The organism is Frankiales bacterium (assembly GCA_016125335.1).
Lineage (GTDB): Bacteria > Actinomycetota > Actinomycetes > S36-B12 > CAIYMF01 > Longivirga.
In genome coordinates this window covers 13,790-35,247 of the sequence record WGLY01000024.1, presented here as the reverse complement: position 1 = coordinate 35,247, position 21,458 = coordinate 13,790, and the positions used below count along the sequence as shown (strand labels likewise).

Below are 21,458 nucleotides of genomic sequence, written 5' to 3'. Positions count from 1 at the left end.
GACGTCACTGCCCGAGAGCGCGGGGACCGGCGAGATCTCCGTGCCTTCGGGCGGTGACGACGGGACGCAGAGGCGTCAGGCGGGCATCGTCGCGACGAAGAAGCCCTCGGCCAGGCGGCCCTCGGGCAGCCCGGCGGCCTCGGCGTTGCGCGCGGCCCAGCCCCGCACGAACTCCTCGAGCGTGTCGAGGTGGCCGGTCTGGGACTCGTGCGCGCGCAGCGCGGCGAGCTTGCGGTCGAACGTGTCGGTGATGTCCACGTAGTGCGTGATCGTGGGGTGGCCCATCACCCACACCTCCTGCACGCTCCAGGCGTCGAGGCCCTCGTCGCGCAGCAGCACCGGGTGGGCGAACGGGTTGCGCGCGTCGGGGTAGACGGCCTGGATCGCGGCCTCGCCCGCCGCCATGTGGTCCGGGTGCGACGCCGGGATGCGCTCCCAGTTGCGCTCCGGGGTCTGGATGAGCAGCCGCTGGGGACGGATCTGGCGGATCGCGCGCGACAGGTCGCGGCGCAGGTCGTGGGTCACGGTCAGCGAGCCGTCGTGGTAGCCGAGGAACCGCACGTCGGTGACACCCGCCGCGGCGGCCGCCGCGACCTGCTCGGCCCGGCGGATCGCGGGGATCTCCGAGCGCGGGACGTCGGGGTCGAAGCCGCCCGCGTCGCCGTCGGTGATCACGCAGTAGGTCACCTCGACGCCTGCGTCGACCCAGCCGGCCACGGTGCCGGCGGCGCCGAAGTCGACGTCGTCGGGGTGGGCGGTGATCGACAGGACGCGGGTGACCTCGGAATCGTCGAGCACAGGACCTCCTGGATGTCCGGTCTCCGGACCAGTTGCTGCGGTCACGGCTCCGGGCGGGGGATTTCGGCTGCCATCGTAGGGACGGTGCGCAAGGACGACGCCGGCCCTGCCGATGACCCTCCCATGAGCTTCGCGACGCCGCCGCCCACCCGCCGCGCTCCTCGCGCCCTCCCCGCCCCGGTCCTGCTGGCCGTGGCCCTGGTGCTCTCGGCCCTCCCCGTGCTGGTGCCGGCGCCGGCCCGGGCGGCCGTCCCCGCCCCGCGCACGGTGCCCGAGGCGATCGACGCCTACGCCGGCTACGAGGGGCAGACCCTGTGCACCCCCTCGACCAAGCCGGGCACCGCCAAGCTCGTCCGGCTGCTGCTCACGACGTACGGGAGCGCCGGCATCGGCGTGGGCCGGTCGTGCTCCTCCGGCGGCACGAGCGAGCACAAGGAGGGACGCGCCATCGACTGGATGGTGAGCCACCGCGTGCCCGCCCAGCGGGCCAAGGCCGAGGCGTTCCTGCACTGGCTGCTCGCCCCGGGGGCCGACGGCCAGCCCGCCGAGATGGCCCGGCGCCTGGGCGTGATGTACATCGGGTGGAACAACCACTTCTGGGCGTCCTACCGCGCCGCCGACGGCTGGACCGACCTCAAGGGCTGCACCACCGACCCGGCCAAGAAGGCCAGCGGCTACGACACGTACTGCCACCGCAACCACGTGCACCTCTCGCTGAGCTGGGACGGCGCGGCCGGGCTCACCTCGTACTGGTCCGGCTCGGCAATCGAGCCGGCCTGCTCGGCGCCCTGGGGCGCGGCGTCCACCACCGCGGGCCCGGCCGGCGACCTCGTGCCGGTGGCCGCGGTCCGCGTGCATGGGACACGCGGGGGCACCGGCCTGGACTCCCCGTGCCGGCTCGAGGCCGAGCCGTCGTGGGACACGACCCGCGGCGACGCCGTGGTCCGCGTCACGGGCGTGGGCGACGTGCCGGCCGAGGGCGTCGGCGCGGTCGCGGTGCGGGTGAACGTCGGCCGCACCAGCGCACCCGGGCCGACGGTGTCGCTGCGTTCCACGGCGTCCTCGCCGTCGATCCCCGTCGTGACCTCGCCGACGTCGCTGTCCTACGGGTCGACGACGGTCCTCCCGGTCGCCTCGGACGGGACCATCCGGGTGGGGCTCGACCGCGGGGGTGCCGACGTGTCCCTCGACGTCGTGGGCTGGGCACCGGTCGTGCCGGCCGCCCCGCCGGTCACCGGGCCGTCGGCCACCGTCACCTCCGGCACCACCCACGCCGTGGCGGCCGCCGTCGTGTACTCCGGCGCCGACCCGCTCGCGCCGCGCGAGACGCGCACCGTGCACCTCGCCGGGCTCGGGGGCCTGCCGGCCTCCGGTGTCACGGGGGTGGCGGTCACCCTCACCGTGGCGCCGACCGCCCGGCCCGGCCTCGTCGGCGTGGTCACCGACACCGGCCGCGCGTTCCTCGGCTCGCTGCGCTCGAGCACGACCGCGCCGCGCAGCACGCAGGTGATCGTCCCGGGCTCCGGCGACGTCGTCCTGCGCAACCTGGGCGCCGCGCCCGCGCAGGTGACGCTGCGGCTCGACGGGTGGTTCGACGCCACGCCCACGCCGGGCGCGGCCCTCACCCTGCTCGACACGCCTGCCACAGTGATCGACACCGCCCGCCACGTCGGCCTGCCCACGGGCGTCCTGCACGCGACCTCCCGGGTGGTCACCATGACCGGCGACGTCGTGCCCGCCGGCGCCACGGGGCTGCTGCTCGCCGTGGACGTGCACGGCGGCCGCACCGAGGGGACGCTGTCGCTCGGGTCGGTCCGGTGGATGCCGGCCGTCTCGTTCGGCGCCCGCGAGTGGGCCCACGAGACCGTGCTGATCGCGCTGCGGGGCAACGGCCGGATGGCCCTCGGCACGGCGTCGATCGGGTCGCACTTCCGCGTGACGGTGCTGGGCTACACGTCCTGACACCCCTCGGCGGCCCGTCGCCGCTGTCCCACGGGCGACCTAGACTCGTCGTGAGATGACCACCCTCTTCGACGACCTCGGCCTGCCGCGCCCCGAGCCCGAGCCGTCGCGCGGCCCGGCCTCGGTCGAGCCGGCCGCCCTGCTCGACGACCTCAACCCGGAGCAGCGAGCCGCCGTGGAGCACCGCGGCTCGCCGCTGCTCATCGTGGCCGGCGCGGGGTCCGGCAAGACCCGCGTGCTCACCCGCCGCATCGCCCACCTGCTCGCCACCGGCGACGCCCGCTCGGGCGAGATCCTCGCGATCACGTTCACCAACAAGGCCGCGGGCGAGATGCGCGAGCGCGTCGTCGAGCTCGTCGGCCCGCGGGCCAAGGCGATGTGGGTCTCCACGTTCCACTCCGCCTGCGTGCGCATCCTGCGCCGCGAGGCGCCGCGGCTGGGCATGTCGTCGTCGTTCTCGATCTACGACGCCACGGACTCCCAGCGGCTCATGACCCTCGTGTGCCGCGACCTCGACCTCGACCCCAAGCGCTATCCGCCGCGCGCCTTCAGCAACCAGGTGTCGAACCTGAAGAACGAGCTGATCGACCACGAGACGTTCGCCGAGCGGGCCACCAACCACCAGGAGCGCACCCTCGCCGAGGCCTACGCCGACTACCAGCGCCGGCTGCGCCGGGCCAACGCCTTCGACTTCGACGACCTGATCTTCTCCACCGTCTCGGTGCTCCAGCTGTTCCCGGACGTCGCGGAGCACTACCACCGGCGGTTCCGGCACATCCTGGTCGACGAGTACCAGGACACCAACCACGCGCAGTACGTGCTGGTCAACGAGCTCGTGGGCCGCGGCGACGACGGCGTGCCGCCGGCCGAGCTGTGCGTCGTCGGCGACGCCGACCAGAGCATCTACGCCTTCCGCGGCGCGACCATCCGCAACATCGAGGAGTTCGAGCGCGACTACCCGGACGCGGACACGGTGCTCCTCGAGCAGAACTACCGCTCCACGCAGACCATCCTCTCGGCCGCGAACGCCGTCATCACCAAGAACACCTCGCGCCGCCCCAAGCGACTGTGGACCGACGCCGGCAACGGCGCGCAGGTGATCGGGTACGTCGCCGACAACGAGCACGACGAGGCGGCGTTCGTCGCGGGGGAGATCGACCGCCTCGCCGACGAGGACGGCGTCCCGGCCCGCGACGTCGCGGTGTTCTACCGCACCAACGCGCAGTCGCGGTCGCTGGAGGAGGTGTTCATCCGGGTGGGCCTGCCCTACCGCGTGGTGGGCGGCGTCCGCTTCTACGAGCGCAAGGAGATCCGCGACGCCGTCGCCTACCTGCGTGCCCTGGCCAACCCCGACGACGACATCTCGCTGCGCCGCATCCTCAACGTGCCGCGGCGCGGCATCGGCGATCGGGCCGAGGCCGTGGTCGAGGTCCTCGCCCAGCGCGAGCGGATCTCCTTCGGCGCGGCGCTCGCACGCGCCGAGGAGGCGCCGATGATCGCCACGCGCTCGCTGACGCAGATCCAGGCGTTCGTGCAGCTGATGTCCGACCTGCGCACCCTCGTGGAGGCGGGCAGCGGGCCGGCCACGGTGCTCGCCGCGGTGCTCGAGCAGACCGGCTACCTCGCCGAGCTCGCCGCCAGCAGCGATCCGCAGGACGAGACGCGCGTCGAGAACCTCGCCGAGCTCGAGTCGGTCGCGCGCGAGTTCGAGACCGACCAGCCCGAGGGCACCCTGGCCGACTTCCTCGAGCGCGTGTCGCTGGTCGCCGACTCCGACGAGATCCCCGACGCCGACGAGCACGGCGGCGTCGTCACGCTCATGACGCTGCACACCGCCAAGGGACTCGAGTTCCCCGTCGTGTTCCTCACCGGCATGGAGGACGGCGTCTTCCCGCACATGCGCTCGCTCGGCGACGTCCACGAGCTCGAGGAGGAGCGCCGCCTGGCCTACGTCGGGATCACCCGCGCGCGCGAGCGGCTCTACGTCTCGCGCGCGATCGTGCGCTCCGCGTGGGGCGCGCCGTCGTACAACCCGCCCAGCCGGTTCCTCGACGAGCTGCCGGGCGAGCTCGTGCACTGGAACCGCGAGGACCCGGTCTCGTCCGCGGGGCCGGCCGCGAGCCGGCCGAGCCGCGGCGGCTTCGGCGCGGCGCCCTCGCTGCTCGCCGCCGCGACGCGCCCCGGCGCCCGCAGCCCCGGCAACCGCGAGGTGGTCTCGCTCTCGGCCGGCGACCGGGTCACCCACGACAAGTTCGGGCTCGGCACGGTCGTGTCCACGAGCGGTATGGGCGAGAAGGCGGAGGCGACCATCGACTTCGGCGCGGAGGGCACCAAGCGCCTGCTGCTGCGCTACGCCCCGGTCGAGAAGCTCTGACCCGTCGGGCGGGGCTCAGGACGACGGGCCGCGCGCGGCGCGGGCCTGCGCGCGCGGGGCGCGCTGGCGCGGCACCGAGGCGGACGACCGGCCCCGGCTGCTCGCGATCGAGGTGGCACCCGCGGCCAGCGTGTGCCCGTCGTGGTCGAGGTGGGCGAGGGTCGTGCAGATCTCGTGCACCACGCGTCCGTCGACCGGCAGCGACATGTGGCCGACGCCGCGCACGAACACGTTGCGCGCCGAGAGGTCCGGGTGCACCACCTGCGCGGACCTCGACGGCACGATCATCTGGTCGAGGTCGCTCCACACGGCGACGAACCGCGTGCGGCACGCCGGCGCGGGCTCGCACAGCTCGCGCACGAGGTCGCTGCCCGGGCGCATCTGGCGCACCAGGGGGTGCGGCAGCGCGTACGCCGGGAGCGTGCCGTCGTGGGGGCTGCCGAGGGTGACCAGCGTGTGCACCCGCGCGTCGCCGCCCAGGCGCTGCACGTAGTAGCGCGCCACGAGGCCGCCCAGCGAGTGCCCGACGACGTGGACCCGCTCGTAGCCGGTCTCCTCGCACACCTGCTCGACGACCTCGCCGAGGCGGGTGGCCAGCACGCGCACGTCGCCGGTGAGGGAGCGGTAGTTGACCGCGACGACCCGGCCGAACCCGCGGCGGCGCAGCCCGCGCCGCAGCAGCGTGAACACCGAGCGGTTGTCGACGATGCCGTGCATGAGGATGATCGGCGTCCCCGCGGCCTCCACGTCGCCCACCACCAGGCCGCGCTGCACGGGCGAGAGGCCGCCGAGGTGCGTGTGGTGCACGACGTCGAGCGTGCGCTCCTCGAGGATGCTGAACGGCCACATGGCCAGGTGCGCGGTCCACCACGCGACCTCGACCGCGACGCCGCGCACCCCGCTGGGCGACACCAGCGACCGGCCCACCCGGGCCACGCCCGCCCGCGCCTCGTCGGCCGCCTGGGCGAGCCGCTCGAGCCGCCCGGGCTCCCGGGCGGCTGCCTGGCGCGGATCGGCGTCCTGCGGCACCCCGCGAGGGTAGCCGCCGCCACCCGGACCTCGCGCCGCGCGACGCGCATCGTGACGCGGGTGCGACGTCATCGTGACCGGGCGTGAGCGTCCCCGGTGCCCGCGGGGCGTCGCGGGAGGCCCGCTCGCTACGCTCGACGCAGTGCCGGCCGGGCCGGTCGCGCCCCGTGGCGCGGCCCCCGCAGCAGTCCCCCCAGGAGGCCGTCGATGAGCACCGCCACCGTCCCCCGCACACCGACGGGCGCGCCCATCCGGGTCATCGTGGCCAAGCCCGGCCTCGACGGGCACGACCGCGGGGCGAAGGTGGTCGCGCGGGCGCTGCGCGACGCCGGCATCGAGGTGGTCTACACCGGCCTGCACCAGACACCGGAGCAGATCGTCGAGACCGCCATCCAGGAGGACGCCGACCTCATCGGGCTCTCGGTGCTCTCCGGCGCCCACCTGACGCTGTTCGCCGCCGTGCTCGAGCAGCTGCGCGCCCGCGACGCCGCCGACATCGTGGTGTTCGGCGGCGGCATCATCCCCGCCGACGACATCCCCGTGCTCGAGGAGATGGGCGTCGCGAAGATCTTCACCCCGGGCACCACCACCGCCAGCATCGTCGACTGGGTCGTCGAGCGGGTCGGCGCCAGCGCCTGAGGCCTCGTCCTCGACCATCCCGGCCATCCCCGCCCGGCTCCGCCGATCGGGCGGCGAGCGGTACGCCCGGCACGCCGAACGGTCGGCCCGGCCGTCCCGCGTCGCCCAACGGCTGTGACCTCGGTCGCACTGCGCCCGGGGCCCGGGACCGGCGGTGGCGGGGGGAGGCGCCGGGGCTAGAGTCGCGAGCGATTCCGCGTCGCCGCCGGTCCGCACGGGACGGGCCCCGGCGTCACCCTCGACGAGTCAGGACATCCAGCGGTGGATCTCTACGAGTACCAGGCGAAGGAGCTGTTCGCCCAGCACGGCGTGCCGACGCAGAGCGGCGAGGTCGTGCGCACGCCGCACCAGGCCAAGGAGGCCGCCGAGCGCATCGGCGGCCTCGTGGTGGTCAAGGCCCAGGTGAAGACCGGCGGCCGCGGCAAGGCCGGCGGCGTCAAGCTCGCCGCCACGCCCCAGGAGGCCTTCGAGAAGGCCCACGACATCCTCGGCCTGGACATCAAGGGCCACATCGTCCACCAGGTGCTCGTCAACCCGGCCGCGGACATCGCGGAGGAGTACTACGTCTCCTTCCTGCTCGACCGCGCCCAGCGCACCTTCCTCGCCATGGCGAGCAAGGAGGGCGGCATGGAGATCGAGCAGCTCGCGGTGGAGCGGCCCGACGCGCTCGCGCGCGTGCCGGTCGACGCCCTCGTGGGGGTCGACCGCGCCAAGGCCGAGGAGATCACCGACACCGCCGGCTTCGACGCCTCGGTGCGCGAGCAGGTCATCGAGGTCCTGCAGCGGCTCTGGGACGTCTTCGTCAAGGCCGACGCGACGCTGGTCGAGGTCAACCCGCTCGTGAAGACCCCCGAGGGCCAGGTGGTCGCGCTCGACGGCAAGGTGACCCTCGACGACAACGCCGCTTTCCGGCACCCGGAGCACGCGGCGCTGGCCGACGCCACGCAGACCGACCCGCTCGAGCTGCGCGCGCAGGAGAAGGACCTCAACTACGTCAAGCTGTCCGGCTCCGTCGGCATCATCGGCAACGGCGCCGGGCTCGTGATGAGCACGCTCGACGTCGTGGCCTACGCCGGCGAGGAGTTCGGCGGGCAGAAGCCGGCCAACTTCCTCGACATCGGCGGTGGCGCCAGCGCCGAGGTGATGGCGGACGGGCTGGAGATCATCCTGTCCGACCCCGAGGTGCGGTCGGTCTTCGTCAACGTCTTCGGCGGCATCACGGCGTGCGACGCCGTGGCCAACGGCATCGTGCAGGCGCTCGACCTGCTCGCCTCGAAGGGCGAGGCCGTCGACAAGCCGCTCGTGGTGCGCCTCGACGGCAACAACGCCGACCTCGGTCGGCAGATCCTCCGCGACGCGGCGAACCCGCTCGTGGAGCTCGTGGACACGATGGACGGTGCCGCGCGACGCGTGGCCGAGCTTGCGGCACAGGGAGCCTGACGACCATGGCCATCTTCCTCACCGAGGACTCCAAGATCCTCGTCCAGGGCATCACCGGGTCCGAGGGCACCAAGCACACGATCCGCATGCTCGGGTCGCACGCGAACATCGTCGCGGGCGTCACGCCGGGCAAGGGCGGCCAGGTCGTCGAGGCGGAGGGGCGCACCATCCCGGTGTTCTCCTCGTGCCAGGAGGCGGTCGAGGCGACCGGCGCCGACGTGTCCGTCGTGTTCGTGCCCCCGCGCTTCACCAAGGGCGCCGTCGTCGAGGCGGTGGACGCCGGCATCCCGCTCGTGGTGGTGATCACGGAGGGCGTCCCGGTGCACGACACCGCGGAGTTCTTCGCCTACGCGCAGAGCAAGGGCACCACGCGGATCATCGGCCCCAACTGCCCCGGCCTGATCAGCCCCGGGAAGTCCAACGCGGGCATCATCCCCGGCACCATCACGAAGGCCGGGCGCATCGGCCTGGTGTCGAAGTCCGGCACGCTGACCTACCAGATGATGTACGAGCTGCGCGACCTCGGCTTCAGCTCCGCCGTCGGCATCGGCGGCGACCCGGTCATCGGCACCACCCACATCGACTGCCTCGCCGCGTTCGAGGCCGACCCCGAGACCGACGCCATCGTGATGATCGGCGAGATCGGCGGCGACGCCGAGGAGCGCGCGGCGGCCTACATCGCCGAGCACGTCACCAAGCCGGTCGTCGGCTACGTCGCCGGGTTCACCGCGCCGGAGGGCAAGACGATGGGCCACGCCGGCGCCATCGTGTCCGGCTCGTCGGGCACCGCCGCCGCCAAGAAGGAGGCGCTCGAGGCCGTGGGCGTCAAGGTGGGCAAGACGCCGTCGGAGACCGCCCGCCTCATGCGCGAGATCATCGAGGCGAAGTAGCCTCGCGCCATGCGCAGGACGACGCTCGGCCCGGCCCTCCTGGTGGCAGCCATCGTGCCCGCCGTCCTCGTGGCGGGGGCCGCGCCGAGCGTGGCGGTGCGCGCCCCCGTGGGGGCCGCGCCGCGCACGGTCGAGGCCGTGGTGCGGCCGGCCGCCGTGCCCGCCCCGGTGGTCGCGGCCGCCGGACCGACCCCGTCGTCGTGGGAGGGCGGCCACGCGGTGGCCGTCGCGCCGCGCTGGTGGCCGCAGGGCTACAGCCACGCCTCGGCGCCGTGGCCGTCCGCGTGGCCCCGGCCCGTCGCGTTCTCGCCCACCCGCAAGGGGCCGCTCACGGGCCTGGTGATCGCGCTCGACCCGGGCCACAACATCGGCAACCGCAACCACGTCGCGCAGCTGAACCACACCTACTGGGTCGGTCTCACGAAGATCTGCAACACCACCGGCACGGCCACCAACAGCGGCTACCCGGAGGCCACGTACAACTGGGACGTCATCGCCCGGCTGCGCCGGATGCTGGTCGCCAACGGCGCCACCGTGGTGGTCACCCGTGACCGCAACTCGGCCACCACCTACGGCCCCTGCGTGAGCGCTCGGGGCTCCTTCGGGCAGTTCGAGAAGGCCGCGTTCATGCTGTCGGTGCACGCCGACGGCGGCCCGTCCACCGGCCGCGGCTTCCACGTGATCGTGCCGGCGTACTACAAGGGCTACACCGACGACATCGCCGCGCGGTCGCGCGTGCTGGGCAACGACCTCATCGCCGGCATGTCCACCTCGTTCCAGCGCACGACCTACCTGTCGAACGTGCTCTCGGTGCGCAAGGACCAGGGCACGCTCAACATGTCGAACGTCCCGGTCGCGGTGGTCGAGACCCTCAACATGCGCAACCGCTACGACGCCCGCATCGCGACGTCGCGGCTCGGTCGCCAGCAGGTCGCGCACGCCCTGCTCGTCGGCATCCTCCGCTACGCCAAGCGCCTCTAGGCGGCCCCGCGCCCGGCCGAGACGGAGGGCGGCGGGTGCGAGTCTCGGTGGATCAGCCGGCCAGCTCGAGGAAGCGGCCGGCGTCGCGTGGACGGTCTGTGCAGAAGCAGTTAACATTCGGTCCGGTGCTCGCGATCACGCGGCGTCGACGCGGGGAGGTGACGTGGGCGCAGCGGATTCGCCTGCCGATCAGCTCGGATCACGACTGCGCGATGCGCGGGTCGCTGCAGGCCTGAGCCTTCGCGAGCTCGCGCGGCAGCTGGGGGTGAGCCCGTCGTTCGTCTCGCAGATGGAGAACGGCAAGTCGCAGCCCTCCGTCGCGACCCTGTACTCGTTGTCCAGGCTGCTCGACACGTCGATCGACGCTCTCTTCCACGACAGCGGTGAGGCTGTCGCATCCTCGCCCCCGGTCCCGGGGGAGAACGGCGCGGAGCCGAGCGCGCCGGAGGCGCCGAGCGTGAGCGCGGTGCTGGCCGGCCGGGTCAACCGGTCGACTCTGGGCTCCCCCGCGGACGCCTTCGAGCGTGGTGTGGGCCGCTCGCAGTGGTCCGTGGTCCGGCCCCACGAGCGACCGCGCATCGTCATGGACAGCGGGGTCGTGTGGGAGCAGCTGGCGGCCAACACGGGTGACGACCTCGACTTCATCGAGATCATCTATCCACCCCACGGGAGCTCGACGACCGACGACCGCATGCTTCAGCACGCAGGATTCGAGTGCGGGTTCCTGCTCGAGGGCGAGCTCGAGATCACCATCGGGTTCGACTCGTTCACGATGCGTCCGGGCGACTCCGTGGGGTTCGACTCGGCGACCCCTCACATCTTCCGGAACCTGGGAGAGACACCGGCGCGCGGCGTGTGGTTCGTGCGTCACTCGCACTGAGGGGTCGACGCCCGCTCTGCCTGCGGACCAGGCGCCGAGCCCCCGGTCCGCAGGCGGCCGGCATCAGCCCAGCGGGATGCGGTCCTTGTTGACTGCCAGCCAGTCGTCGAACGACTTCAGCCCCGGGTGCAGCCGCCGCACGGCGTCGAGCGGCCGCTCCGAGACGAAGTAGTCGTTGAAGTCCCGGTAGAACTGGAACATGTTGCCGAGGTCGTCGGCGCCCGGGAAGCCGAGCGCACGGTAGTCGTCGGGCTCGATCGCGGCGTAGGTGACCGGTTCCCCGAGAGCGCTCGACAACTGGGCCGCCATCTCGCTGCCGGTGAGGTGCTCGCCGGCGATCGACACCGTCTCCCCGGCCAGGTCTCTGCCTGCCGTGAAGATGCCGTACGCGACGACGCCGATGTCATCGGCCGAGATCCCCGACAGCCGGGCGTCACCCATCGGGAGGGTCAGCGTCAGCGCGCCGTCCGCGCCCCGCTGCGGCCCCATCCCGAAGTGGATCATGTTGTCCCAGTAGAAGGTGGTCTGCAGGAACGTGGTCGGGACGCCGGCGTCGGTGAAGTAGTGGTTGGCGGCGCCCTTCGCGTCGAAGTGCGGAACCTTGTACTGCTCCTGCAGGGTGGGCATGCGGTCGTCATCGAGGGGGACCCACCGCCGCGTGTCCTCCAGTGTCGACCACACGACGTGCTCGAGGCCGGCTCGTGCCGCGGACCGGGCGAAGCGCTGCGCCTCCGCGTCCTCCTGCTCGGCGGAGAAGTGCGCCCAGAAGAACGTCACGAAGAACGCGCCGTGGGCGCCGTCGAGCCCGGCCGCGAGCGAGGCGTCGTCGTCGATGTCGACCTGGACCACCTCGGCACCGGCGTCGGCCAGGGCGCGAGCGGCCTCGGACGAGGGATCACGCGTGAGTGCTCGCGCGGCGAACCCTCCGTCGGGGTCGGCGAGGATGGCGCGGACCAGCCCGCCTCCCTGGGCGCCCGTCGCGCCGACCACGGCGATCGTCTTCCGGTCCGTCATGTCTGTCCTCCCGGGGCGAGGGCGTGACCCGGCCGGGCCCGCCGCGTGTCCCGGATTGTTCAGCGGGACTGGACGAGAAGTCAATGAATACTGAACTATTGGTCCGACCGAAGCAGATGTGTCGAGTCAGGCTTCACCACCGCACGGGTGTGGTGCGCCCGGCTCGACCCGGCGAAGGGCGGGGCCCGAAAGTGAGCGCCAGGTCCGTCGCTGTTCTCGGGCTCGGACGGATGGGTGGCGCGGCCGCCGCCCGCCTGGCCGCTCGCGGGATGAGCGTCACGGCCTGGTCCCGCACGCCCGCGTCGGTGCGGCGCTGGCGCCACGATCATCCCGACGCGCACGTCACGCTCGCGGAGACACCGGCGGACGCTGCCCGCTCGGCGGACCACCTGCTGGCATTCCTGTCCGACGGCTCGGCGCTCGAGCACGTCGTGCTCGGTGCCGACGGCGTCCTCTCCGGGGCAGAGGGGCACGACGTGCTGCTCGCGGATCTGGGCACCTCCGGGCCCGGGTCCGTGGGCCGGGTGCACGCGGCGCTGCGCTCCTCCGGGGTGCGGTTCGTCGACGCACCTGTGTCGGGCAGCATCGCGGCCGTGCGCGATGGCAGCCTCCTGGTGATGGCCGGCGGTGCTGCCGAGGACGTCGAGTCCCTGCGATCAGTGCTCCTCGGCGTCCTGGCCCGCGAGGTCGTCCATGTCGGCATGGGAGGTGCGGGGGCCGCCATGAAGCTCTGCGTGAACGCGGTGCTCTTCGCGCTCAACGCCGGACTCGCCGAGGCTCTGCGTGTCGCGGAGTCGAGCGGAGTCGACCGTGACGCTGCGTACGACGTCCTGGCTCGGAGCGCGGTGGCCGCGCCGTACCTGGCGTACAAGCGCGAGGCCTTTCTGGAGCGCGGGTCGCCGGTCGCTTTCAGCCTCGACCTGGCGGCGAAGGATCTCCGGCTCGCAGTAGACCTGGCAGCTGCCGCAGGTGTCGGGACACCAGTCTGGGAGGCGGTCGCTCGCGGCATCGATGCCGCGCGGGAGGCTGGCCTCGGCGCCGATGACCTGGCGCGGCTGTCGTGGGAGGTCTGATGCGCGCCGTCGTCTATCACGGTCCACACGACGTCCGGGTGGAGGACCGCCCCGAGCCGGCGGCGACGTCCGGCTCGTGCGTCGTGGCCGTGTCGCTGGCGGCCCTGTGCGGCACGGACGCGAGCGAGTACGCCAAGGGTCCGACGCTGATGCGTCGCGAGGTCCCCACCGTGATCGGGCACGAGTTCGTGGGGACGGTCCTCGAGCCGGACCCGGCGGGCGAGGGCCCGCCGCGGGGCAGCCGTGTGGTGAGCGGGGCGGGCGTCTCGTGCGGCGCCTGCCCGCGGTGCCGGGAGGGCAGGACCAACCTGTGCTGGGCCTACGCCACGCTCGGCCTGTCCCTCGACGGCGGCGCGGCCGAGCGGGTGGCGGTCCCCGTCGCGACCCTGAAGCCGGTGCCCGACACCCTCCCGGACGAGCTGGCGGTCCTCGCGCAGCCTCTGGCTGTGGGGCTGCATGCAGTGGACCGATCCGGCGCCGGCGACGGAGACCTGGTCGTGGTGCTGGGGGCGGGTGCGATCGGCTCGTTCGTGCTGCTGGGCCTGGCTGCCACCGCGGTCGGGCACCTGGTCGTGGCCGACGTCGCTGCCGCGAGCCTGGCGAGCGCGCGTCAGCTGGCGCCGACGGCCACCGTCGTGCACGTCGACGACCTCGAGCGCGTGGTGTCGAGCCTGTCCGCAGGACGTGGCGCCGACGTGGTGTTCGAGACGTCGGGAGCCGCGGGGGCCTTCGGACGGGCGCTGTCGCTGGTGCGCAGGGGAGGGACCGTGCAGGCGGTGGGACTGCCGTCAGGACCGCAGCCGGTCGCGCTGACCCCGTGGGTGCTGGCCGAAGTCGACGTCCGGACCTCGGTGGCACACGTCGTCGACACCGATCTGCCGCGCGCGCTCGAGATTCTCGACGCCGCCCGGCCGTCGCTGCGCCACGTCGACGTCCCGCTCGAGGCGGCGGTCGACGAAGGGCTGGTACCCCTTGCGGAGGGCCGTTCCGGCGGGAAGGTCGTCATCCACGTCCGGTGACGGGCACCACGCGGGAGGGAGGGCCAGGAGACGTCCGGCTCCGGGCCCTCCCTCCCGCGGCGATCAGGACGCCGGGTAGACCTCGGGCAGCCAACGCCCTGGGTCCGAGACGCCGGACGCGGCGAGCACCCGGTCGCGCGCCTGCTCCGCCAGGCGGCGGACACGGGCGAAGTCGTGGCCCACGAGAGCGCCGTCCCGCTTCACGATCGTGCCGTCGACCATGACCGTGTCGACGAGCTGCGGGTTCCCTGACTCGAGCACCGCGCCGGCGGGGTAGTTCAGCGGCTGCATGCCGTAGACGTCCGTGCGGAGCAGCACGATGTCTGCGCGCTTGCCCGGTGTCAGCGAGCCCACCTTGTCGCCCAGCCAAGCCGCCGTGGCGCCGCCCTGGGTCGCGAACTCGAGCACCTGGGTGGCGAGCACCGGAAGCGGGTCGACCGCGACGTCCTGCGCGAGCGCCTCGACGTTGACGAGGTACCGCGTGCCCGCCAGGCAGGCCCTCATCGCGCTGAAGATGTCACCGCCGACGGACGTGCACACGTCGATCGACAGTGACGTCGTGATCCCCCGAGAGATCGCACGCAGCGTGGCCAGCGTCCCGTGCCCCATGTGCATCTCGAGCTCAGGAGCGATGGAGATCGCGCCGCCTGTCCGTGCGATGACGTCGTACTCGGCGTCGGACAGGGCGTTGCAGTGGACGTACGTGGTCCGATCGGTCGCGAGGCCGTTCTCCTCCATCCAGAGGACGGGAAGGCTCTTGCCCCAGGCGCCGTCGCCCACGTGGACGGTGACGGGGATGTCGAGCTCCTTCGCCAGCGCGAAGTCCTGCAGCGTCACGTCGCGGGTGGCGAACTGCGGACCGCGGGGCGCGAGCGCCAGCGTCACGAGCTGGTCCGGGGAGGAGAACCACTTCTCAGCGATGCGCACCACGTCCCGCGACTGGGGAACGTCGCTCACCGGCAGCCACTCGTCGTTGGAGTTGCCGTAGGCCCACACCGCGCGGATCCCCGAGTCGAGCACCGCCTGGATCGCGGCGTCCGCATGCTCGGGGGAGTTGTTGTTGTGCGACCAGTCGACCAGCGTGGTGATGCCCGAGTCGAGGGCGTCGAGCATCGCGATGAGATTCGCGGCGTACATGTCCTCGGCCGTGTACTTGTTGCCGAGCACCCCGCGGACGCCCGAGAAGTACTGGGGCAGGGTCCAGTCCGTGGACATGTGACGGATCAGCGACTGCCAGCTGTGGCGGTGCGTGTCGACGAAGCCTGGGAGCACGAAACGGTCCGTGCCGTCGATGACCTCGGCGTCGACGTCCCCCAGGTCCGGCGCCACGGCCTGGATCACTCCGTCCTCGACGAGGACGTCGGCGGAGCGGATCTCGCCGAGCTGCGGGTCCTGGGTGAGCGCCCAGGCGCCCTTGATGAGGTACCGGCCAGCGGCCATGAGGGCTCCTCGGTGGCAGGGGGAGGGGGCCGGTGACGACCCTCGGGAGGTCGGCACTGTAACGACGGGCATCCGGGGCGCGTCAAGTGCTTGTGAACGATTCCGTGCCCGGCCGCCGCTTCAGTGCTGCCGACGGTCACGATTGTGTCGCGCCGTTTAGCAGTGCTTGACAGTGCTGTTAACTCCCGCCTAGCGTCCCGCTCCACCCGGCACCCGCCACGGACACAGTCCCGACCGGCCACGCCACGACGCCCAGGAGGAGCACTCAGATGACCGAACGCGACATGCAGGGCCGCAGCGTCGTCGTCACCGGGGCGAGCTCGGGCATGGGCGCCGCCGTGGCACGAGAGCTCGGGCGTCGTGGAGCGGCCGTCGTCCTGCAGGGGCGGGACCCCGAGCGTCTGCAGGCCGTCCAGTCGGCGGTCGAGGACAGCGGGGGCCGAGCCGTCCAGGCGCCGGTCGACCTCGAGGATCTCGAGGCAGTCCCCGGGCTCGTCGACACCGCCGTCTCGGCCTTCGGCCACATCGACGGGCTCGTCCTCAACGCCAGCCTGTTCGACCCGCGTCCGCTCGCGGAGATGACCCTCGACTCGATCCAGCGCCAGTGGAACACCAACGTGGTGTCGCACCTGCTGATGGTGCAGAGAGCGGCTCCGCTGATGGCCGCCGGCTCGTCCGTCGTCTTCGTCTCGAGCACGACGGCGCACGCGGGATTCCCGGCCTGCGCCGCCTACTCGGCGACCAAGGGGGCCACCGAGTCGCTCGCTCGCCAGCTGGCGGTCGAGCTCGCTCCCACGATCCGCGTCAACTGCCTCGCGCCGGGCTTCGTGCGCACCCCGATGCTGACCCCGATCCTCGACGCCACACCGGGATACGAGGACTCGCTGTCCGAGTTCACCCCCGTGGGCCGCATCGGTGAGGCGGACGAGATCGCCGCTGCCGTCGTCTTCCTCCTCTCGGCGCCCGCGTCCTACGTCACGGGCGCGAGCCTCGTCGTCGACGGTGGCTGGACCGCCAAGTAGCCCTGGCACCACACGCGGACGATTGCCACCGAGGGGAGCGCTGTGAGCACGACGCAGAGCCCGGCCCGTGCGGCCGAGGCACCCGGCAGCGCCGCTGCCGGCAGGCTGCGATCCGTCGTGCGCTCGCCGTACTTCCCCATCTGGCCCGCGACGGTGGTGCTCTTCCTGGTCAGCCCGTTCATCGCGTCCGGGAGCGCGGGCGTCTCGGCTCTGCAGAGCATGCTGCCCTTCGCGGCCGTGCTCGCCGTCGTCGCCGCGGGCCAGACGCTCGTGATCCAGCAGCGCGGGCTCGACCTCGCGGTGCCGGGTGTCATGTCGCTGTCAGCGATCGCGGTGACGAAGCTCAGTGACGGGAACGACGACCAGCTGCTCAAGGCCGTCGCGGTCGCGCTTCTCGTGGGGGTGCTGGCCGGACTCGTCAGCGGCGTGGCCATCGCACGGTTCGGCATCACCCCGCTGGTGGCGACGCTCGGGGTGAACGCCGTGCTGCTGGGAGTGATCCTCAAGGTCACGGGCGGCAGCTCGACCGCCTCCGCGCCGCCCGCGCTGGGTGACTTCGCCTTCGGCGACGTCCTGGGGGTGCCCAACCTGGTGCTTGTCGCAGTGACCGTCATCCTCGTCGTCGCGCTCGTGATCCGGACGACCACGGTAGGCCGCCGGTTCGTCGCGATAGGGACCAGCGCCCCCGCGGCACGTGCCGCGGGCATGCCGGTACGGCGGTTCGTCGTCTCGACCTACGTCGTCGCCGGGTTCCTGTACGCCGTCGGCGGCATCCTCATCGCCGGCTATCTGCGCACGCCAGGTCTGTCCGTCGGCGACACCTACCTGCTCCCCTCGATCGCGGCCGTCGTGCTCGGCGGGACGTCGCTCGTCGGCGGAGGAGGCAGCGTCGTGGCGAGCGCTGTGGGAGCTCTCTTCCTCACCCAGCTCCAGCAGGTCGTCTTCGGGGCTGGTGCCCCGCAGTCGGTCCAGCTCCTGATCCAAGGCGCTGCCATCGGCATCGGCATGGCAGCGCGCACCATCCCGTGGGACCGCCTTCGGGCCGCTCGGCCCGGCGCACCACCCGTCGGCTCCGCATAGCCGACCGCACCGCCACCGGGCCCGTGCCCGGAGGGTTCTCCACCTCGTCGCACCACTCCCCTCGCGCACCTCGCGCGCTCGCACCGCTCGGAGGCACCACGTATGCACACCAACGCACGGCGCCCACTCCTGGGCGCACTCTCCGTCGTGCTGTCGGCGGCGCTCCTCGCCGCCTGCGGCTCCTCGACCGACACGGGCTCGTCCTCCCCGGCGGCGACGGACGGTTCGTCCGCGTCGTCCCCAGCGGCGTCGGCGTCCACGTTCACGATGACCGAGGCGCAAGAGCTGGCCTCCGCCGGCAAGACCGACAGCACGGCGTTCTGCGGGGACAAGCCCATCACGCTGGCGGTCCACGACGGGTTCGGTGTCAACGCCTGGTCGCAGGCGTCGCTCGCGGCCGTGCGCTCCGAGGCCGCCAAGTGCCCCAACGTCACCACCGTGGTCCAGATCGGTGAGGGCGACCTGCAGAAGAGCATCTCTCAGGTCAACTCGATGGTGGCGCAGGGCGCGAACGCGCTCGTCATCATCCCCGACTTCGGGCAGGCGCAGCTCGCGTCGATCAAGGCCGCGACGGACGCCGGCGTCAAGGTGGTCCCGTGGGCTGCGGACCCGGGCGGGACGCCGGGGACCGACTACGTGACCTACGTCGACTGGAGCAGCCCCGACGCCGGCACCAAGTGGGCTGAGTGGATGGTCAAGACGCTCGGCGGCAAGGGCAACGTCGTCTTCATCGGCGGTCCGGCCGGCAACCCCGTGACGGCCGGACAGCTCAAGTCCGTCGTCCAGGTGTTCTCGCAGAACCCCGGGATGAAGCTGCTGACCGGTGACAAGGACTGGCCCGTCACCAACTGGGACCCGGCCACGGCGCAGAAGGTGATGGCGTCGCTGCTCGCCAAGTACCCGCAGATCGACGGCATCATCTCCGACTACGGCACGGACGCGCTCGCCGCGACGCGTGCCATGCAGGCCGCAGGGCGCCCGCTCGTGCCGATCGCCACGCTCGAGGCGAACGGACTCGGCTGCCTGTACCAGAAGGAGAAGGCGGCGGGCGACACCAAGTTCCAGCTCGCCACGATCTCGTCGCGCAACTGGCTCGGGCGGGTCGCCGCACGCCAGGCGATCGCAGCCGCCGAGGGTGTCACGATCAACGAGCCGAGCACGTACACGCTGCCGCTGATCGAGGACTCGACCGCCGGTCTCGAGCCCAAGTGCGACGCGTCGCAGGGTGACGACTTCTACAACAGCAACCAGATCACGGCTGACGAGCTCGCGAAGTACGGCAAGCCGTAAGGGATGCTGACGTGACTACCGACGTCCTCCGACTCGACTCCATCTCGAAGACCTTCGGGAGCGTCCGCGCGCTCTCGGACGTGTCCTTCACCGTGCGCCCCGGCGAGGTCCACGCCCTCGTCGGCGAGAACGGTGCGGGCAAGTCGACGCTGATGGCCATCGCGGCCGGTGCGCTCGCGCCGGACGCGGGCTCGGTCGAGATCGGGGGACGTCGGTTGTCGCGGGTGGCGCCGGCGGCGGCCCAAGAGCTCGGTCTCGCCGTCGTCTACCAGCACGCCACCACGCTCGACGACCTCACGGTCCGGGAGAACCTGCTCGTCGCGCTGCCCGAGGACCGGCGTCCTGCCGGCTCCGAGGCCGCAGAGTGGGTGCGTGGCCACCTCGCCGCGGTCGGGTGCACCGCGCGGGCCGGGGACCGGGTCGAGGAGCTCGGCCAGGCGCAGCGCCAGCTCGTCGAGATCGCCCGCGCACTCGCGCTCGAGAGCCAGGTGCTCGTCCTGGACGAGCCGACCGAGTCGCTCACCGAGGCCGAGAGCGAGCTGCTCTTCGAGCAGATCTCGGCGCTGCGCACGGCCGGTGCCGGCATCGTCTATATCTCGCACCGGTTCCCCGAGGTGCAGCGGATCGCCGATCGCATCAGCGTGCTCCGGGACGGCAGGCTGCGCGGCACGTTCCCGGCATCCGACGTCACCGAGGACGACATCCTCGAGCTCATCGTCGGTCGCGAGGTCGACCACGTCTTCCCGGTCAGACCGGACCACGCTCCCACGGACGGTGCACCGCTCCTCGAGGTGTCGGGGCTGTCGGGTGCACGGTTCTCCGGAGTCGACCTGGGTGCTCGCCGGGGCGAGATCATCGGGCTCGCGGGCGTCGAGGGGAACGGTCAACGCGACTTCCTGCGGGCGCTCGCCGGGCTGACCCCCTCCGTCGGGAGGATCAGCATCGACTCGCGCGAGGTCGGCCACCGCTCCCCGGCGTCCGTAGCCGCCTCGGGCGTGGTCCATCTTCCGGGCGACCGCCACGTCGAAGGGCTCTTCCTCCCCCTGACGGTGCGGGAGAACACGACCGCCCTGGTGCTCTCAGGGGTGTCCCGCGGCGGTGTCATCGACGCGCGCCGCGAACGCGAGGTGGCCTCAGACGCCGTCTCCTCCCTGGCCATCCGGACACCTGGTACCGAATCCCCGGTCTCGAGCCTGTCGGGCGGCAACCAGCAGAAGGTGCTGTTCGCCCGCTCGCTCGCGGCGGAGCCGTCCGTGCTGCTGGCCGACGAGCCCACGCGCGGCGTCGACGTCGGGGCGCGCGTCGAGATCTACCGGCTCCTCCGAGAGTTCGCCGACTCCGGCAAGGTCGTCGTCGCGCTGTCGTCGGACGCGGTCGAGCTGGCCGGTCTCTGCGACCGCGTGCTGGTGTTCTCGCGCGGGCAGGTGGTCAGGGAGCTCACCGGGGACGAGCTGACGGAGCGCGCGATCACCGGCGCGGCCATCACGGCTCGCACCAGCCGCGTCGGCACCGGCAGGGCCGAGGGGTCGAGCTCCGACCGCAGGGCCGGCCTTCGTCGACTCGCCGGAGGCGACTACGCCCCGAGCCTCGTGCTCGGGGTGCTGCTCGTCGCGCTCATGGCCCTGGCGTACAGCAGGAATCCGCTGTTCCTCAGCGCCCGCAACCTGTCCGGCCTCCTGCTCCTCACGGCCATTCTCGTGCTCGTGTCGGTGGGCCAGCTCACCACGCTCCTCGTGGGAAGCATCGACCTGTCCGTCGGACCGCTAGTCGGGCTCGTCATCGTGATCATGTCGTTCTTCGCCGTGGACGGCGCCGGGTCAGCCGGGCTCCTGCAGGGGGCCCTCGTGTCGGTGCTCGTCGGCGCAGTGGTGGGACTCGTCAACGGGGTCGCGGTCAGGTTCCTCAGACTTCCTGCCGTCATCGCGACGCTGGTGGCCTACATCGTGCTCCAGGGTCTGGCCCTGCTGCTGCGACCCAACCCCGAGGGCTACATCGACTCGTCCACCATCTCGCTCCTCCAGGCCAAGCTCGGTCCGGTTCCGGTGGCCTTCCTGGTCACCCTCGCCGTCGTGGTCGCTGCCGAGTACCTCCTGCGCCGCAGCCGCGCGGGCATCACCCTGCGCGCCGTGGGTTCCGACGAGATCCGAGCACGCCGCCTTGGCGCGCCGGTCGCCCGGACCGTGGTGCTGGCGCACGTGGTCTGCGCCGCGTTCGCCGCGCTGGGGGGCGTCGTGCTGTGCAGCCTGGTCGGGGTGGGTCAGGCCGGGGTCGGGGCGCAGTACACGCTCACCAGCATCACCGCCGTGGTCCTCGGCGGGGCCAGCATCTTCGGCGGCCGAGGATCGTACGTCGGAGCGCTCCTGGGAGCGCTGCTGATCCAGACGGTCATCTCGGCCACGAGCTTCCTCAACCTCGATCAGGCGTGGCAGGAGTGGCTCCCGGGCCTGCTCATCCTCCTCGGTGCCGCGATCTTCTCCGGCGCTCGCAGGCGCGCGCTGGTGTCCGCTTCCTCGAGTCAGGAGTAGCG

At 72.5% G+C, this 21,458-nt stretch carries 17 protein-coding genes; 13 read left to right on the top strand and 4 right to left on the bottom strand.

Features of this window, described 5'->3' with window-relative positions:
* Window positions 1–75 precede the first annotated feature (75 nt).
* Window positions 76–798, bottom strand: a complete 723-nt coding sequence (locus tag GC157_13305) for a PIG-L family deacetylase (protein ID MBI1378443.1) — start codon at window positions 796–798, stop codon at window positions 76–78.
* A gap of 123 nt (window positions 799–921) precedes the next feature.
* Here GC157_13305 and GC157_13300 point away from each other — a divergent pair, with 123 nt between their 5' ends.
* Together GC157_13300 and pcrA are read left to right on the top strand one after the other, a co-directional pair.
* Complete coding sequence (locus tag GC157_13300) at window positions 922–2,760, top strand: hypothetical protein (GenBank protein ID MBI1378442.1); 1,839 nt, start codon at window positions 922–924, stop codon at window positions 2,758–2,760.
* A gap of 55 nt (window positions 2,761–2,815) precedes the next feature.
* Window positions 2,816–5,134 (top strand): DNA helicase PcrA, encoded by a 2,319-nt coding sequence (pcrA, locus tag GC157_13295; GenBank protein MBI1378441.1) that lies wholly within the window; start codon window positions 2,816–2,818, stop codon window positions 5,132–5,134.
* 15 nt (window positions 5,135–5,149) lie between these two features.
* On the opposite strand, the gene GC157_13290 is transcribed toward pcrA, so the two are convergent.
* Window positions 5,150–6,235, bottom strand: a complete 1,086-nt coding sequence (locus GC157_13290; protein MBI1378440.1) for an alpha/beta fold hydrolase — start codon at window positions 6,233–6,235, stop codon at window positions 5,150–5,152.
* A 135-nt stretch (window positions 6,236–6,370) separates the two neighbouring features.
* On the opposite strand from GC157_13290, the gene GC157_13285 reads away from it, so the two are divergent.
* The 5 genes from GC157_13285 (at window position 6,371) to GC157_13265 (ending at window position 10,993) form a co-directional block, all read left to right on the top strand.
* Window positions 6,371–6,802: a methylmalonyl-CoA mutase gene (locus GC157_13285; GenBank protein MBI1378439.1), complete on the top strand. Its 432-nt coding sequence runs from the start codon at window positions 6,371–6,373 to the stop codon at window positions 6,800–6,802.
* A 261-nt stretch (window positions 6,803–7,063) separates the two neighbouring features.
* Window positions 7,064–8,242, top strand: coding sequence for an ADP-forming succinate--CoA ligase subunit beta (gene sucC / locus GC157_13280; protein MBI1378438.1), 1,179 nt, complete (start codon window positions 7,064–7,066; stop codon window positions 8,240–8,242).
* Between the two features lie 5 nt (window positions 8,243–8,247).
* The gene (gene sucD, locus GC157_13275) at window positions 8,248–9,132 is read left to right on the top strand and encodes a succinate--CoA ligase subunit alpha (protein ID MBI1378437.1); all 885 of its coding nucleotides are present in this window, start codon (window positions 8,248–8,250) and stop codon (window positions 9,130–9,132) included.
* Between the two features lie 9 nt (window positions 9,133–9,141).
* Window positions 9,142–10,113, top strand: a complete 972-nt coding sequence (locus GC157_13270) for an N-acetylmuramoyl-L-alanine amidase (protein ID MBI1378436.1) — start codon at window positions 9,142–9,144, stop codon at window positions 10,111–10,113.
* Window positions 10,114–10,276: 163 nt separating this feature from the next.
* Window positions 10,277–10,993, top strand: a complete 717-nt coding sequence (locus GC157_13265; GenBank protein MBI1378435.1) for a helix-turn-helix domain-containing protein — start codon at window positions 10,277–10,279, stop codon at window positions 10,991–10,993.
* Between the two features lie 63 nt (window positions 10,994–11,056).
* Here GC157_13265 and GC157_13260 read toward each other — a convergent pair whose 3' ends face one another.
* Window positions 11,057–12,007 (bottom strand): NAD(P)H-binding protein, encoded by a 951-nt coding sequence (locus tag GC157_13260; protein ID MBI1378434.1) that lies wholly within the window; start codon window positions 12,005–12,007, stop codon window positions 11,057–11,059.
* Window positions 12,008–12,030: 23 nt separating this feature from the next.
* Here GC157_13260 and GC157_13255 point away from each other — a divergent pair, with 23 nt between their 5' ends.
* Window positions 12,031–13,080 (top strand): NAD-binding protein, encoded by a 1,050-nt coding sequence (locus GC157_13255; protein MBI1378433.1) that lies wholly within the window; start codon window positions 12,031–12,033, stop codon window positions 13,078–13,080.
* The gene (locus GC157_13250) at window positions 13,080–14,099 is read left to right on the top strand and encodes an alcohol dehydrogenase catalytic domain-containing protein (GenBank protein ID MBI1378432.1); all 1,020 of its coding nucleotides are present in this window, start codon (window positions 13,080–13,082) and stop codon (window positions 14,097–14,099) included. Before GC157_13255 ends, GC157_13250 begins: the two co-directional genes overlap by 1 nt.
* A 63-nt stretch (window positions 14,100–14,162) precedes the next feature.
* Here the strand turns inward: GC157_13250 and GC157_13245 are convergent, their stop codons facing one another.
* Window positions 14,163–15,611 (bottom strand): amidohydrolase family protein, encoded by a 1,449-nt coding sequence (locus tag GC157_13245; GenBank protein MBI1378431.1) that lies wholly within the window; start codon window positions 15,609–15,611, stop codon window positions 14,163–14,165.
* A gap of 197 nt (window positions 15,612–15,808) precedes the next feature.
* Here GC157_13245 and GC157_13240 point away from each other — a divergent pair, with 197 nt between their 5' ends.
* From GC157_13240 to GC157_13225, 4 genes are all read left to right on the top strand, one after another.
* Window positions 15,809–16,561: a glucose 1-dehydrogenase gene (locus GC157_13240; protein ID MBI1378430.1), complete on the top strand. Its 753-nt coding sequence runs from the start codon at window positions 15,809–15,811 to the stop codon at window positions 16,559–16,561.
* A 219-nt stretch (window positions 16,562–16,780) separates the two neighbouring features.
* On the top strand, window positions 16,781–17,641 hold the full coding sequence (locus tag GC157_13235; GenBank protein ID MBI1378429.1) for an ABC transporter permease: 861 nt from the start codon (window positions 16,781–16,783) through the stop codon (window positions 17,639–17,641).
* A gap of 267 nt (window positions 17,642–17,908) precedes the next feature.
* Complete coding sequence (locus GC157_13230; GenBank protein MBI1378428.1) at window positions 17,909–18,931, top strand: substrate-binding domain-containing protein; 1,023 nt, start codon at window positions 17,909–17,911, stop codon at window positions 18,929–18,931.
* A gap of 11 nt (window positions 18,932–18,942) precedes the next feature.
* Entirely contained in the window at window positions 18,943–21,456 is a 2,514-nt protein-coding gene (locus GC157_13225; protein MBI1378427.1) for an ATP-binding cassette domain-containing protein, read from the top strand.
* The last annotated feature ends 2 nt before the right edge of the window (window positions 21,457–21,458 follow it).